Source organism: Mesorhizobium sp. B3-1-6 (assembly GCF_006439555.1).
Classification (GTDB): Bacteria; Pseudomonadota; Alphaproteobacteria; order Rhizobiales; family Rhizobiaceae; genus Mesorhizobium.
This window is the reverse complement of the sequence record NZ_VFTM01000043.1, coordinates 31,586-46,595: the sequence shown is the minus strand read 5'-3', so window position 1 is coordinate 46,595 and position 15,010 is coordinate 31,586. Positions and strand designations below refer to the sequence as shown.

At 56.7% G+C, this 15,010-nt stretch carries 15 protein-coding genes and 1 pseudogene; 6 read left to right on the top strand and 10 right to left on the bottom strand.

Annotation, left to right across the window (positions count from 1 at the left end):
• From FJ414_RS28295 to FJ414_RS28260, 7 genes are all read right to left on the bottom strand, one after another.
• The coding region (locus FJ414_RS28295; RefSeq protein WP_140647654.1) for a hypothetical protein at positions 1 to 255 on the bottom strand (255 nt) is incomplete at its 3' end.
• 9 nt (positions 256 to 264) lie between these two features.
• Positions 265 to 480: a hypothetical protein gene (locus FJ414_RS28290; protein WP_140647653.1), complete on the bottom strand. Its 216-nt coding sequence runs from the start codon at positions 478 to 480 to the stop codon at positions 265 to 267.
• A gap of 97 nt (positions 481 to 577) precedes the next feature.
• Positions 578 to 958 (bottom strand): hypothetical protein, encoded by a 381-nt coding sequence (locus FJ414_RS28285; RefSeq protein WP_140647652.1) that lies wholly within the window; start codon positions 956 to 958, stop codon positions 578 to 580.
• 505 nt (positions 959 to 1,463) lie between these two features.
• Positions 1,464 to 2,412 (bottom strand): IS630 family transposase gene (locus FJ414_RS28280; RefSeq protein ID WP_246672519.1). Its coding sequence is split into 2 segments (ribosomal slippage): positions 1,464 to 2,070 and positions 2,069 to 2,412, totalling 951 coding nucleotides; the frame shifts between segments, so codons are not numbered across the junction.
• Positions 2,413 to 2,622: 210 nt separating this feature from the next.
• Positions 2,623 to 3,414 carry a hypothetical protein gene (locus FJ414_RS28275; RefSeq protein ID WP_140647651.1) on the bottom strand — a complete coding sequence of 264 codons (792 nt, stop codon included), beginning with the start codon at positions 3,412 to 3,414 and terminating at the stop codon, positions 2,623 to 2,625.
• Positions 3,415 to 4,118: 704 nt separating this feature from the next.
• A complete protein-coding gene (locus FJ414_RS28270; protein ID WP_140647650.1) occupies positions 4,119 to 5,666 on the bottom strand; it encodes a hypothetical protein in 1,548 nt (515 codons plus the stop codon).
• Positions 5,667 to 6,172: 506 nt separating this feature from the next.
• Positions 6,173 to 6,433: a hypothetical protein gene (locus FJ414_RS28260; RefSeq protein WP_140647649.1), complete on the bottom strand. Its 261-nt coding sequence runs from the start codon at positions 6,431 to 6,433 to the stop codon at positions 6,173 to 6,175.
• A gap of 61 nt (positions 6,434 to 6,494) precedes the next feature.
• Here FJ414_RS28260 and FJ414_RS31600 point away from each other — a divergent pair, with 61 nt between their 5' ends.
• On the top strand, positions 6,495 to 6,704 hold the full coding sequence (locus FJ414_RS31600; protein ID WP_181181738.1) for a hypothetical protein: 210 nt from the start codon (positions 6,495 to 6,497) through the stop codon (positions 6,702 to 6,704).
• A 229-nt stretch (positions 6,705 to 6,933) separates the two neighbouring features.
• On the opposite strand, the gene FJ414_RS28255 is transcribed toward FJ414_RS31600, so the two are convergent.
• Both FJ414_RS28255 and FJ414_RS28250 read right to left on the bottom strand, forming a co-directional pair.
• A complete protein-coding gene (locus FJ414_RS28255) occupies positions 6,934 to 7,356 on the bottom strand; it encodes a hypothetical protein (protein WP_140647648.1) in 423 nt (140 codons plus the stop codon).
• 348 nt (positions 7,357 to 7,704) lie between these two features.
• On the bottom strand, positions 7,705 to 8,160 hold the full coding sequence (locus tag FJ414_RS28250) for a MucR family transcriptional regulator (RefSeq protein WP_140647647.1): 456 nt from the start codon (positions 8,158 to 8,160) through the stop codon (positions 7,705 to 7,707).
• Between the two features lie 208 nt (positions 8,161 to 8,368).
• On the opposite strand from FJ414_RS28250, the gene FJ414_RS28245 reads away from it, so the two are divergent.
• The 5 genes from FJ414_RS28245 (at position 8,369) to FJ414_RS28225 (ending at position 13,761) form a co-directional block, all read left to right on the top strand.
• Positions 8,369 to 9,424 (top strand): hypothetical protein, encoded by a 1,056-nt coding sequence (locus tag FJ414_RS28245; protein WP_140647646.1) that lies wholly within the window; start codon positions 8,369 to 8,371, stop codon positions 9,422 to 9,424.
• A 41-nt stretch (positions 9,425 to 9,465) separates the two neighbouring features.
• A complete protein-coding gene (locus tag FJ414_RS28240; RefSeq protein WP_140647645.1) occupies positions 9,466 to 10,242 on the top strand; it encodes a hypothetical protein in 777 nt (258 codons plus the stop codon).
• A gap of 140 nt (positions 10,243 to 10,382) precedes the next feature.
• A complete protein-coding gene (locus tag FJ414_RS28235; RefSeq protein ID WP_140647644.1) occupies positions 10,383 to 12,227 on the top strand; it encodes a serine protease in 1,845 nt (614 codons plus the stop codon).
• A gap of 261 nt (positions 12,228 to 12,488) precedes the next feature.
• Positions 12,489 to 13,535, top strand: a complete 1,047-nt coding sequence (locus tag FJ414_RS28230; RefSeq protein ID WP_140647643.1) for a hypothetical protein — start codon at positions 12,489 to 12,491, stop codon at positions 13,533 to 13,535.
• Positions 13,522 to 13,761: a hypothetical protein gene (locus FJ414_RS28225; protein WP_140647642.1), complete on the top strand. Its 240-nt coding sequence runs from the start codon at positions 13,522 to 13,524 to the stop codon at positions 13,759 to 13,761. Before FJ414_RS28230 ends, FJ414_RS28225 begins: the two co-directional genes overlap by 14 nt.
• A gap of 478 nt (positions 13,762 to 14,239) precedes the next feature.
• Here the strand turns inward: FJ414_RS28225 and FJ414_RS28220 are convergent.
• Positions 14,240 to 14,968: pseudogene (locus tag FJ414_RS28220) on the bottom strand (IS110 family transposase); the annotation flags it as partial.
• Positions 14,969 to 15,010 lie beyond the last annotated feature (42 nt).

Here is a 15,010-nt window from a genome sequence, read left to right as displayed (position 1 = left end):
GTCGATCTCGTTGCCGTCATCGTCTTCATCGGATCCACGGTTGGGATCTTCGACATAGGCGTCGCAGCCCTCCACGAACGATTGGCTGTTGCCGGAACAGTCAGACGTATCGCTCACGCTGTTCTGCTGCGCCCAATCGTAGCCGGCCTTGTGCCCGGAGCAGTCTTCGGTGCAGTCGTAGCCACCGAAAGTCTGCTGCGCGTCAGCGGTCGTCGACCAAACCATGCCGATCAGCACCAAGACCCATTTCGCCATTGCCGCCCCCTATACATCACAGGCACAGCCTGGCGCCTTGTGGCAACGCTTTTCCCTCGAGATGCAGCTATCGCCGCATGCCTTGCCTGCCGAGCACGTCTTGCAGCACCAGACCGGGATCGTCGACCAAGGAATATCCGAAGGATCCGGCCGCCTGATGATCGACGCCGGATCGGCCGGCATCAAAATGCCGGCGATCGCCACCGCGGCGATGATCCGAAACATGATTTGCCCCTCCCCAAGGAGAGGCAATCAAAGCACCACATGCGGCGCGAGTCGAGCGGGTGCCAAGTTGTCTCACGAAGGCCGGGCTTGAGAGCACCTAGCGACCCAGCAGCTTGATGCAATCGGCGAAGACAAAGTCGCTGAATTCTTTCATCGCCTCGGATTGTGCGGCCTTCTTAGAGTAGCGAGGATGCCTAAAGGCCTCGCTAACAATGCTCCGATAGTAGGCTTTGGCTGCTGGTGGCGCACCGAACCGAGCAAGTTCCTTGTCGGCGTAGCTTCGAACGTCCTCAAGCGACGCGCCTGACTGCCTTCCGCGCATTATGCAGTTGGCAAAGAAAGCCGCTGCGGCGCATTGGTCTCGGGCACCTTCATTCGCCGAGCTTGCCGGACTGCTGAGGAGAAGACTGCCCATCAACGCGACCACGACACGATGAGCGCCAAAACAACCCGAAAGAGATAGCGGCGCACTCCTCATCATTTTCCCCTTGCATGTTGCAATCCATGTCGCGTGGACCTGCCGATAGTCGCAGGAACTCGTTGGAAATCAACAGAAGCTAATTGCAACAGGGCGCAACAAGAGATAGACGGCTTGGCTTTTTGAGCCAACCGTCAACCGCCTGATTTTGCTATCGAAAGTTTTGGTAGCGGGAGAGGGCTACCGCCAATACAGCGCTATTTTAGAAATCGTCTGCTAGTGGTTTCCGCTCAACATGAGCATGACCAGCTCATCCTTAAGACACGCTTGGTTGCGATAAATTCCTAGGACGATAGTTGCCTTTCTAGTTCCCATCCATCCTTCGTCCGGTGCGGAAAACTACGCTTTAACAGGTGCCCTACGCTGTTTCTTCACCGGTGGCTTCACGGTTGTTGCGGATGTCTTCGCCGGCTCCGCGCGAGTAGCTCGTTTTGGGCATCTTGGGGCAGTACTACGGTTGCTTGCCGGCCGATAGAGTCGGGTCCTTAATTAGAGCAGAATCTGATCACTCTGGCTCGTAACCTGCGGCGCTGAAGTAGTTTGTGCATTCCTCGGCGGTGAAGCGGGGCAGCGCGTCGCGGATAGTGTCCCAGAGCTCGGGGATGTTGCGGGCGGCGGCTTTCCTGAGGATCGACTTCAGCTTCGAGAAGGCATTTTCGATCGGGTTAAAGTCGGGGCTGTAAGGTGGCAGGAAGAGCATTCGCGCGCCGGCCGCTTCGATCGCTTGGCGGGCGGCGGTGACTTTGTGGGCGGGCAGGTTGTCGAGGATGACGATGTCACCAACTCGAAGCGTAGGCGCCAGTACCTGCTCGGCATAAGCGGCGAACCATTCACCCGTCATCGGTCCGTCGAGGACCATCGGCGCAGTCATGCCCGTCAGGCGCAATGCGCCTGTAAAAGTGGTCGTTTTCCAGTGCCCGTGCGGGATCGGAGACCGGCACCGCATGCCCCGCTTTGCCCGTCCACGCAGGCGAGCCATCTTCGTCGACGCGCCGGTCTCGTCGATAAAGACCAACCGTTCGGAATCGAGATCAGGCTGGGCCTTGAACCAGGCGCGTCGCCGCGCGAGCACGTCGGGCCGATCCTGCTCGCTGGCGTGCGCTGTTTTTTTTGAAGGTCATCGAGTGACGGTCGAGAAAGCGCCAGATCGTGCTCGGCGCGAACACGACCGCATGCTCCGCCCTGAGAAATTCAGCCAACTCGACCAGCGTGATGTCGTCCTGACCTTCGATCGCCGCCAGGATCGTATCCCGATAGGCTTCGATCCGCCGCGAGCGCTTGTCTCCGCCTTGGGGCTTTGCCCGCGTCGCGCCGCTCTCTCGCCATTCGCGGACCCAGCGCACCGCGCTTGCCACCGCAACACCGAAACGATCCGCCGCGGCCCGCCGCGACAGGCCACCCTCAACCGCCGCGATCACTCGCGAGCGCAAATCCTCCGATATGGCTCTAACCATGCCTGCTGGCCTCCATATCCAGCAGACATGATGAATCAGATATTCTCGCCGATGGGAATCCCTCGCGATTCCATCAGGTCAGATTATGCTCTAGTGCAACACCTCTCAAGTTTCTTCCCCCTAGTTATGCTGCTGACGAAAACGCAACCCTATGCGGCGTAAGTATATGGGCTGGATTAATACCTCTCCACGCGAACCACAGGCCATGTCCTACTTTTTTTGCGGAGCGGACGGACCTTGCCCAGTTCCCAATGACACGAGGCTGGAGCTTAAAATGTCCGAATATTTTTGGTTCCAGTCCTTCGCGAGTTTTACGACGTCTTCGACCTTGTTCTCCACACCAATGCACGGCTTGCCTAGAAGGCCCGTACTCATATCTGTCGCAAGCCCAATCATCGACGAGTTCATCCGGGCTTTGCGGGCTGCGATTTCTGAATTCGCGTAAATCGAGTTGAGGGATGCAACCGCTGTTACCAATGCAGGAAACACGATGGCCAATATTTTAACTGTTATGGCGACATTGCCGCTCCCAGTGCCAATCTCGGAAGAATTGATAGCTGAGAAGATCGTCGTCAGCATTCCGAGGCCGATTAACGCGATGGATAATATATTTCCGTTACTCTGTACCGCTTCGATAACCTTACTTGCAGTAGACTGATCGTCTCCCATGCGAAAAACCAGATTGCCAAGATTTCTGTAAACTATAATCTCTTGTGAGTTGAGATTTTTTTCGGCATTAGTTCGTTCAGCCACGCCGGGTGGATAACATGCGTCAATCCAGATTTGCACTGCGTCCAATGACTGCCCGCGCGGATAATCCCGCTTCTGCGCTTGGACTTCACCGAATAGATGATCTGAGATGTCGGCAGCCAGAGTCGAAACGTCGTTCAGTCTCTGGGTAGGTACGAAAAGATGCACAAAAAAGAATAGCAGCCATAGAATCACGATCGATCCGATTATCCAATAAATGATTCGAAACAGTATATTGTAATGGAATATCATCCTGCTCACCTGCTGCGTACGGCCTGCCGACGGCTGAACTAGACCTGTCGGATATTGTACTTTACCGCATCACATCACCCGTGGTGTGTTCCACAGTGCTTTTTTTGGAATATACACCATGACAATTGGCGCGCAATAGTTGCAGCGCGTAATTTGAATTCCTTATTTTGGCGATACCGGTCATAGGTGTCCTTGTTCTGATCGGGTGTACAAAAGACCCCGAAGCCACTGAAGCTCGACCGTTGGCCGGGCTTCGGAGGCCATAGCGGTAGGGAATTCGCTGTTGCGATCGGAGCTGCAGTCCAAGGGCAAGTACTGGTTCGGCAACCCCAGGATTGCACAGTGTGGTTGGCGGTAACGATTGCCCACTTAACTTATTGATATTATTAACGAATGGTAGCGAGAGAGCGGTACCACCAATACCGCGCCGCAACTAAGTTCGTCTGTTGAAGCGACTTCGCAATCGAGGCCAGTTGGTTCAAATCCTGTCCCCGCAACCAATTTTATCATAAATCACTGGCCGTCCCGGTCTAACCGGGGCGGCTTTTTGCGCTTTAAAGACCTGGGACCTGTCGGCGGCGCCAGCACCCCACCCAGCAACGTGTTGCACGTTTCAAATTGGTCGTTACCCGGCAGGCAGCTCTCAGAACCAAGATTCGTGCGCCATGCGTCGTAGGGTGACCGCATACCTACACGGCAAAAAACTATTGAGCGCCGTGCTCTGCGTTCTTTGCGGGTTGTTCGGGAGCTTGGGGGAGCAGAATTGGGACAGCCATTACCGCCGTTAAAATCAAAATTGCAATGGTCAAAACGGTCATGACAACGGTCAATCTAGACATTGTGCGTTGCGTTTGGATGGCCTCCAACGCGTTCACGAGGTTTCCCTGCTGAAGCAGGAGATCCCGGATCGCTCGGTCGGAGATTGCGAGTTGATCAACCAGGTCGGTCGACCTTCGATTCAACGCGGAGCCCAGGCTGATCGCTTCCTTCTTTTCCGCCTCTAGGAAGAAGTCCCAGCCATCCGAGATAGGAAATTGGAGGGCACCCGGCAATTCTGCGGCCAAGAGAGAGATGTCTATGCTATTGGATGTGACCCTTCGAAGCCGCTTCAACACGCTCGTAGCATTCTCAGACTGTCCCGTGAAGGATCGGCTGTCGCGAACAACGTTCAATTCCTCTCGGTAAAGCCGCAAAAGAGCGGGGATCGCCCACTGGCAGACCCAGCCCGGCAGGTCTACGGAGAGCATGTTCAGGTAGGCGCGATCGTCATCACCGCCGTACATGGTATTGTCGATGGCCCGGAGGTCGTGCCGTTCCACGGAAAGTACCGCGTGCCCTTTCTGGCTATCGACATGGGAGACTGGATGGCTGAACCTCAAGCCAGGCAGACTGGTGCTGGCCCAGTTTTCGCCTCCGTAGTCCAGACCGAGATAATCGAGCCAGAGATTTCGGCTCGCCGGATCCTCTTGCGTTCGAATCCCATCGAGGAATAGTAATTCGCAGGTCGGAAGAAGCTCCAAGTTTCCGCTGGCTGCGAAGGCACCCGGCACGTTAGCCTTGAACCAACTGAGGATGTCGCGACGAAAGCCGTCGCGAGCCTCTGCGATCGCCCGGCGCTTGCGGCTCTTAGGATCAATTATCGAATAGCCACGTTTCGTCCTGGGTAGCTCGGTGCCCAGAGATGCCCCGGCAATCTGCTCGTAGCGGTCCTCGACTTCTCTAGCCGCATTGAAAGTAACGACAATACAGCTAAGCGATGAACTGATGGAGAAAAGTTCGGCATGTGCGTCCTCGAACCCATTCGGGAGTTCGACCTCTGCAGCGTCCCTGAAACGCTGATGGCTTCCCGGCCGCACGATCGCACCAAGATTGATCCAGCCTCCGCCCTCTGAGGCTCGCCGAGAGCGCGCTACCCATTCGGCGCTGTTCCGGTGGAAGCTAGAGGTCGCCGCTGAATGCCAACCCAGCTTCTCAAACGCTTGGAAGAGACGTTCCGCATGTGCAGGCGTGTAGAATTCTGCGGCGAAAACCCTCTTGAGCGCTACGTGTTGAGTTGCAGCAGGGATACTGGCCGGAATCAGCTCTAGATCCCTCTGCCGGTAATACTCCCGGCTGCGTTTAATATTCGAGGAATCGATCAGCGAGGGAAATCTGCGCGATGCCCAGTTTCTGAAGTTACGAGCCAGCGCGTCAAGATGAACGGCCAGAGCGCTTGGGACGACTGAGTTTTTGGGCTCCAACTCCTCGCTCATCTCTCACCGCATGCCATTTTCTGCCAGAACTGACCGGCCGCGGCGGCTACCAACGCTAGGCACGATGACATCCTCAATCATTACTGTCCGCTTTCCGACCAAGGCAGATAACTGGTGTGGCGTCCGCACATCGAGGCTTTACTCACACCCCATGTCAGGCACATTGCCGCTGACATATCGGGTGTGTGGCGGACCAAGTCTCCGAGCGCCGGATCGGCATCCCCGCTCCAAGCGATAACGCCAACGTGCTTTGATCCGGTTTGCCCGCTCTTCGCTTTGCTGGTCGGTCGGGCCATACATCGGAAAGAGCTCTCCGTCTCTGCTGCCATGACCCAATCCGCCCACGCCCCCCATGCCAGGGAGCAAGCGCTGCGATTCCCGATCGACATTGAATGCCACCCGTCAGAGCAAACGGCGACTCCGACGAATGACGACAAACCGATCGTCGACACGATGAACGTCATCAAGCCCACGGCGATCAGGTGACCCGCAATGGAACTCATGGCTCAGTTATCGATGTCATTGCCGTCATCGTCCTCGTCGGATCCACGGTTGGGATCCTCGACATAGGCTTCGCGCCCCTCAACAAACGATTGGCTGTTGCCGGAACAGTCCGACCTGTCGCTCACACCATTCTGCTGGGCCCAATCGTAGCCAGCCTTGTGGCCGGAGCAGTCTTCCGTGCAATCGTAACCGCCGAAGGTTTGCTGCGCGCCGGCGGCCGTCCACCAAACCGCTCCGAGTAGCACCAATCCCCATTTTAACATTTCCGCCCCCTATCCATCGCAGGCGCAACCTGGCGCCTTGTGACAACGCTTTTCCCTCGAGATGCAGCTGTCACCGCATGCCTTGCCCACCGAACAGGTTTTGCAGCAGCCCCCGACTGGGATGGTCGACCAAGGAATATTGGTTGAAGAATCCGGGCGCCTGATGATCGACGTCGGATGTGCCGGCATCAAAATGCCGGCTATCGCCAAGGCAGCGATGAGCCGCAACACTGCCAGACGTTATGCCTACTTTTTCTTTTTGACCTTCTGAGTCAATGCAGAGGCTGCAACTGACTTCACCGCCTTGGACGAGCTCTTGGAGCGAAGCAATTTGGACGCCATTGAGGCAACCTTTTTGCTCGTAGTCTCATTTGCTTTCTTGGCCATCGACCTTATCCCCCATAGAGTAGCAACTCTTTCACTACGCCCGTTCCGCGACGTAATATCAACTGCCCTGTTTCCAATGTCCCCACATTTTGCTTGTCTAGACTGCAACTTCTTCAAGCAAATGATTGACCAAAGCCACCCAAAATGCCGCCGACGAATGACCCAATTTTTCCGTACACGTCGGCGCCTAATCCGCCTTTTGGTGGTTCCTGGATTGTTTTCTTGAATGAATGATCCAGATCCGAGCCCTCCGGTGGCTTGGCTTGAACCACGGCGATACCCTTTGAGGTGAGTTGCGCTCCAACGAAATAGTCGCAGACGTCACCGGTTTGAATGCTGTCGGCTCGGATTAGGCCTTCGTCGATTATCCAGTGCAGCACATCGTTGAAGGTCGCGTGAACCTCGTTCTCATCACCTTCGCGATAAAGCATAACCTCCATAGAATTCTCCTCGGAATACTCGACCTTACGAAGACCGTGATCAAGAAGGCCCTTCAGAATGAAGCCTATTGTCTGAAAGTGATAGTCGAGTGCCATCTATGTCGCATCCCGTATCGTACGGACGAACCGATAGTGGCAGGAAATTGTTGGAAATCAACGGAAGCTGATTGCAACACGGCGCAACAAGAAACTGGCGGCTTTGCGAGGAGACCAAACCACCGACAGCTTGAATTCGCTGCTGAAAGCGATAGTAGCGGGAGAGCGCTACACAGCGAGACCCACTATCGAGGAAGCACTCTTCTACTATCGGCGATGCTCAGTCGAGAATTTAAACGTCGAAGAGCGCCTGGTATAAGGTGGTGCACCCCCGGCACGTCGCCGGAGGGTCGTTTTGGTCGAAAAACCAGAGCGCCCGAGGTGGGACGCTCCAGAAGATTGTCTCTACTAGGCCCTGGACTTGCGCTTGGCAGAAACTTTTTTAGCAGAGACCGGCTGCGGTTTGCGTCCTAGCCCCGCCGCCTTCGCAAGCGTTGATCTTTGAGCCGCGTAATTCGGCGCAACCATCGGGTAATCCGGCTTCAATCCCCATTTCTCGCGATATTCGTCCGGAGAGAGTCCGTAGTGTACCGAGAGATGCCGTTTTAGCGATTTGAATTTCTTCCCGTCTTCGAGGCAGATGATGTAGTCCGGCGCTACCGACCGTTTCGGATTGATGGCTGGCTCCTGTTTCGGCAGCTCGGCCACATTCGGCTGGCCAAGGCCTGTCAGTGACGAATGGATCGACGCGATGAGATCTGGCAACCCAGCAACGGGTAGTGGATTTTGGCTTACATAGGCAGAGACAATGTCTGCAGTCAGCCCGACGAGATCGGCCGTTTGGGCTTCGTTTTGATCGCTCAAGTATCAGCTCCTACGATAGGGATAAAGCTCGCCCCACGCATCTGTCGTATACCGCAATTTTGAGCGATGCCGAGAGAAATTCCACCAGCGGATACTGTTGGATGCTCATGGACAAAGTTGGACACTAGATTCGGTTTTCAGATGGCTTTGAAGGCATCGCCTTCTGGCACGTTGCGCCTGATAGCGCGAGCACGAACTCCTAAGTGCCGTGTTTGAACAGCCGCGTTGGGCCTTCGTGTCGGTCGTAGAGATCGAACTTGCTATTGCCCGAAACTGGACATGTTCGCTCACCTCTCCGGTCCTGTCGCAGCGCGGCTGGTGCATCGCCGGCCACCCTGTTCCGAACGCGACCTCGATTGATGAAGCGACCGGGCCGTGCGATCGTGGCAAAACCATTCATAGTCTTGCCCGGCGAGGAAGATCCGAAGTGGCCGAGTTGGTACCCAGTGACTTGTCCCAGTCGCTCGCTTCCGAGATTGGGCAACTCGTAGCTGCCTTCTCGATCGGATTCGCTCAAGCGAGTAGAAGATCGAACCAGTTGGATGCCTATCTTCGAGGCTCGGGCACCCTTGTCCAGGTAGGGAGCACCAGAGCAATCTTGACGGCCCATCATGTGCTCGACGCGCTTCCCAGATCAGGCGAGTTGGGACTGATCATGTCTCCGCATGTGGGTGCCCACACGGTGGAGGTTGAAGCCCTTCAATATCTAAAGATTGCTCGGGGGAGAGAAGACGAGCAGGGACCTGACTTGGGGGCAGTCATTCTTCCAGCTGTCCTTCCATCCAGCCTTACGGCAAAAAAGTCGTTTGCGAATTTGGACAAGCATTGGGAGCGGATGTCGAGCGGACCACCAGATCTGAGGGATGGTCTGTGGTGCCTTTGCGGCCTTCAGGATGCACTGACACGCGACTTCGAGCCCGCGCTGGGCTTCAAAAAGCTAAAGCGGTTTGCAGGCTTTTGTCCGATTGGATGGGTTAATGAGGCACCTCCTATTAAAAATCATGACTACCTCAGTTTTCCGATCCCCCACGGACCGAATTCGCCGATGCCGGACAATATTGGTGGGACAAGCGGTGGGGGCCTCTGGCAAATCCTGCTGAAACAAGAGCCCGAGGGCCGGATCAGACCGGTTGACTGCCTGCTATCAGGTCTCGCCTTCTACCAAGGCCCGATCGAAAACGGTTGGTCTCATGTAAGATGTCACGGCCGCAAGAGTGTGTATGACATCGCTCGCAAGGCAATCCAGAATGCTATTGCCATGTGACTGAACGTGAAGTGGAACCAAAGTCCGTCGGGGGAATAGCCATGCCGCTCAATCTACGCACCGGGGTACTCGTCGTCGGTTCGCTCGATTGGGAGAGCACTATTTACGGCGGCGCTTTTGTTGGAACGCCAGACCCGATTCGCTCGAACTGGCGGAAGACACGCCTGAAAGTAGACAAGCGGTCGACGCAATACGTTCGCGTCCCTATACGGTACGGACGGCTGTCAGAGAGTCGTGGCAATACCTACACGATGGTTTTCTCACCCGAGCTTGGCTCGCGCCTTGGGGTCGGCAAAGCAATCCACTGTCGCAATGCTGTCAACGACATCGACGATCTAATGCGGGAGGCCAGGGAGCTCTGGAAAGCAGAGCAACCGAAAGGCAATGGCATGATCTCCGCCAGTTGGGGCTGTGTCGCAATTCTGACGTCGCCCGATTTCCTCGACAACAAGGACGCAGCGGCTCGGACCAAGCTGCTTGAAGATTGGGCTGAGATCACGCGAGAGCAAAAAGGCTACGGCGCGTTTGCATTTTCTGATTCTGACCGCACTGCCGCCGGTGATAGGCCTGTGATTGAAAACGGCCGTCTCAACATCCCTTGGCCGAAATACAGAAACCATTTGCCACTGTCACTAGACCTTGTTTTGCTGACGGCAACCAAGGCGGAAATTATGCCGGAAGGAACATACCGCACGGCGGAAGAAATCGCCGGCGCGTGGAAAAAGAACCCAAAGGAGGACTACTATTTTCGCAACAATCGGCTGGCTGGAATTCAGACGGCAGACGATGAGGAAATCGAAAAACAGCTGGACGGGTAGGAGATAGGCAGCCCTGAGCAGTCGATCACCGAATTCATATAACCTTATGCGGGAAAGCTCCTCGTTCCAAGTTGAGTTTTTGTAGGTTCGAAGGTTTAATATCCGGTGGTTGAAGAGCAGGTGTTGAGGGGCTGCGTAGAATGAACACCCGCCTATGTTGTCTTCCGCTTTTGATCGCGCTCTGGATGGCGACGATTTCAATTGCCCCCGCTCAGGATTTCAAGGCGCCCAAGGGCGAGCATTGGGTGGCGGTAGCGAGCACCCAAGACATTAACAACGCAATCGGCATAGCGCGATACTTCGGTCGTGACGCGCGGGCGGTTCGAACAAGGAATGGATGGTTCGCCGTCGTTCTTGAACCGCAGAAGGGCACGATCCAAGAGATCAGAAAGAAGCAGGCGTGGCTGCAACTCCCCGTTGACGCGTTCCTTGCGGATGGAAAATTCATCACCGAAATAGTTTGGGCTCCGAGAGATGCGGTTCTTGCCCAAACCACGTTGACGGGTGAACGTTCGGCCGTGGTGACCTCCGGCCGTTTGACGGTGGTAGCCCAGCGGAGGATGGATCACGATGGATGGACAGCGCATCTGAATGGCCAGATCGACGGCAGGCAGGCCTTTGACCTAAGCTATACGTTCGAGACGGCCGCGGACTATCCCTCTACGCTCCAACTCGTCCATTTGAACAAGGACAATGAGTTCCCCGATGTGGTGTTCGACGCAAACACCGGGGGAGCCCACTGCTGCGTACAAACGATGGCCGTCACGCCGGATTTGGCTGGCCACTGGGCGGTCGTCGATTTGGAGACGCTCGACGCCGGAGGTCCTGATTTTGAAGATGTCGATGGCGACGGGGTCGCTGAAATCGTTCACGGCGACAATGGGTTCCTGTACCTCTTCGCGCCATATGTAGAGTCGTTTCAGCCAATACTCATCAAGAAGTTGGTTGGCGGGAGCCTTCGAGATGTTTCGCTGGAAATCGGGTCGCGGCCGCGATTGGTTCAAGACACCCGGGGCCTTGAGTTTATGGCGAAGCTGGATTCGTCGCTCTGGAGCAAGAACGGCTTTCTGGCTGCCTGGGTAGCCGACAAGGTTAGGATAGACGAAGGGGTCGATGCATGGAACAAAATGCTCCAAGCATACCAGCGTGACACGGACTTTGGAGTCAGCAAGTGCGAGATCGACGAGCCTATAGCCAAGTGTCCGTTGGACAAGCAGCGAGTCCTTCCGTTTCCTGAAGGTTTATCGCAACATCTCCAGGAAGCCGCGTACGCGCGTGCATATGTTGAGAACGCCCCCGCGCCGGCTTCAGCTAGTGCCCCGAGCACGCCTCGTCCGCCACAGGGCGAAACGACGGCGACCGGAACATCGGGGACCGGTTTTTTTATTTCGGGCGACCAGCTGCTCACCAACGCCCATGTAGTCAAAGGGTGCGACGACGTCGATACTTCCATCGGTGGGATACGATCTCCTGGAAAGGTTATGGCGAGGGACCCAATCAATGACCTGGCTTTAGTGAAGGTGAACATCGCCGGCACGGCTGTCGCACAATTGAGGGGAGGCGTCAGACTGGGTGAGGACATAGCCGTGTTCGGCTTCCCTCTCAGAGGCATTTTGGCAAGCTCCGGCAACTTTACCAGGGGCACGGTTACGGCCATGGCGGGATTGGGCGACGACTCCCGATATTTCCAGATCTCGGCTCCGGTTCAGCCCGGCAACAGCGGAGGACCCCTTGTTGACCGGAACGGCAACGTTGTTGGGATAGTGGTATCTAAGATCGATGCGCTAAAGCTTGCTTCGATCACGGATGACATCGCCCAGAACGTGAATTTCGCCGTCAAGGCTTCGATTGTTGAGAGCTTCCTCCAGGCAAGTGGAGTTCAATTCTCGTCAGAACCCGCTCACCAAGAACTAGCTCCGGAGGATTTGGCTGCAAAGGCCCAATCCATTTCCGTTCCGATCGAATGCAGGCCTCCGATGCAGTGATCGAAGCGAGTTGATCACTGGAATCGTATTGCTGCGGTCCGATCAACTGCCAGTCGATAAACAAGGGGATAGACTGCGTGGAGACCATCTTGCGATCAATCAAACTCTGTGGGCGGTTGTCGCTGGGCTCCCGAGCCGTATCGTCCGCATGGCAGTTCGAGGAATTTCATAGCCTCGCGGCACCGTCTGCTTGGCGTCTTGGTGACATCAAGGATGCTTTTCCGGCGGCTTTCGCGGGGCAGGCGGTGAAAGAGAAATGCGATGCTTGAGGCCATCGAAGCGGCTGCCGCGATCCACGCCAGCATGAACCTTTTCGAGCGCAAGTTCGCCGCTCGAGGCCGCACAATCCCTGGGCTGGGGACTGGCGCGATTTGGCAGGAGCGGCTCGGGATCTGGGGTCATTTTTCGGAAAGCGGACGGCGGACGCCACCCGACAAGTACTGGAATGTCTTCGGGCAGCAGCCCGTGCGCCTCCGCCAGAATATGCTCGTCGAGATAAATCCTCCCGGCAGCGGAAAGAACCTGAACCGACAGGGCGTTCTGGCGAGGGACGACCGCCGCCACCGGTGGCTGCTTCACCAAGGGCGCCTCCATCCGCGTGGCATTCGTATAACCGAGGACATGTTCGACAGCGTTGCTACCAAACGGCGGGTGAAGGTCCGTTACGCCGACGGTGCGGTTGCAGCCTGTCACCCTGTTACCGACCTCGACCAATCGAGCGACCAGGTGCAGATTGATCTTGCCCAATTCGTCGATCTTTGCGCCCGCGTTCGGGTCCACTATCAGCTTGGTGATGCTGCGCGGCGGATGTTCGAACGGATCAACGCAGCTGAAGCGTCATCGAGTCCGGAGCGTCAGGGTGCATATTCCCTGCCTCCTCTGCCGGCTAGGAAGGCCGAGAGGAGGCACGCGGACATCTGGCACGCGCTCGCAAAGGAGCTTGATGCTCTCGGCGTAGAATACGCGAACAGCCGGTTTGGTCGCTATGGTCCTGATCTCTTCGCGCAGACGCCGAAGGATTCGCTTCTGTTCGAGATCAAGGCCGACGCCTCGGCTTCCGACATTCAGCGAGCCCTCGGACAGCTTCAGCTCTACGAGCATCTCAGCGGTCAAGTGTGTCGGAAGATCATGGTGCTACCGGAGGCGCCCCCTGCACCTATCGTCCAGGCCCTCTCAGTGCTCGGCATTGAACTGCTGCACTTCGAGCGACATAGCAATTCGGTGCGCTTAGACCGGACCGCCTTGCGAAAGATGATCGGAAGCCCGGCTGGCAAAGCCAAGGGAGACAAAGGCGATGCCCGTAGCTAAAATTGAGCGCGTTGTCGGAGGCATCGTGACAGGACGTGTGGAACGTGGTTCCGACGGCCTCTTCGCTTGCCACGGCTTTGGCTCGAACGTGACCCCGACCCAGCTGGCAAGCCTAGATGACGTTGCTGACTTCCTGCAGTCACGACCACGCAGCGGCGTGCGAATGAACCCCGGCTGGAGCCGGATCACCAGGAACATCTTCATCGACGGCGTGCGTTTGCGCTGACCGTCGTATTGAGAGCGAAATGACACGTCGCAAAATCACCGTCTTCTACGCCTGGCAGAGTGATCGGCCGACGAAAATCAATAGGAACTTCATACGCGGAGCTTTGGACGAAGCGGCAGGACGGATTACGTCGGACGCCGAGCCTGGGGTCGACGTCATGATCGATGCCGATACCGAGGGCGTCGTCGGAACGCCGCCGGTTACCGAGACGATCCTGGCCAAGATCGCCACGGCCGACGTTTTCGTTCCCGACGTGACGTTTGTTGCGCAAACAGAGGCTGGCAAGCTCATCCCGAATCCCAATGTCATGATCGAGTACGGCTACGCGCTGCGGGCGTTGACGTTCAAGGCGATGATGCCGGTGATGAACACGCATTTCGGCCCGGCCGAGCAGCTGCCTTTCGACATGGGCCATGTGCGGCATCCAACACAGTATGCTGCGCCTCCCGAAATCTCCGACGGTCAGCGCCGAGGCTGCGCCATTGCCGATCGTGGCGACCATTGCGCTCGCGGTCATAGGGCCGATCCCCGGAACGCTCATCAGACGTTGGCAGCTTTCGTCTTGGCGCGCGAGCGTCTGGATTTCGCCAGTCACTGCATCAACCCGATCGTCGAGCCGGCGCCAGTCCTGCGCCAATTCCTCGACAAGACGAACCATGCGCGGCGACAGCACGTCGGTGCGCTGAGCCAGCACCGATGGAAGTATTTCGCGCAGTCTCGCAGGCCCTTGCGGTACAATGACCCCGCACTCGAGGAGGAAACCGCGAAGCTGGTTGATGACCGCGGTGCGGTGGCCAACGAGCCTGCTGCGAACCCGATGCAGGGCCTGAAGGTCGAGCTGCTCGGCGCTCTTGATTGGAACGAAGCGCATAGTGGGCCGCTGCACCGCCTCGGCGATGGCCTCGGCGTCGCGGTAGTCGTTCTTCTGCCCTTTCCGGAAGGGCTTGACGTACTGTCCCGGGATCAGCCGAACGTCATGTCCGAAGGCTCCCAGTCGACGGCCAATGTGGTGTGCGCCTGCACAGGCTTCGACACCCACCAGGCACGGCGGGAGGTTGGCCATATACCGATCCAATCGTCCACGCATCAGTTTCTCGCGCATGATCACTTTTCCACGCGCATCCATTCCGATGAGATGGAAGCTGTTCTTGCCGAGATCCATACCGATCGTGGCGACACTTTCGGCATACCGAGCGATGTCAGACATGGCGTGCTCCTTTTGCGATTAGCTGCGCTTGCAGCATTGCCG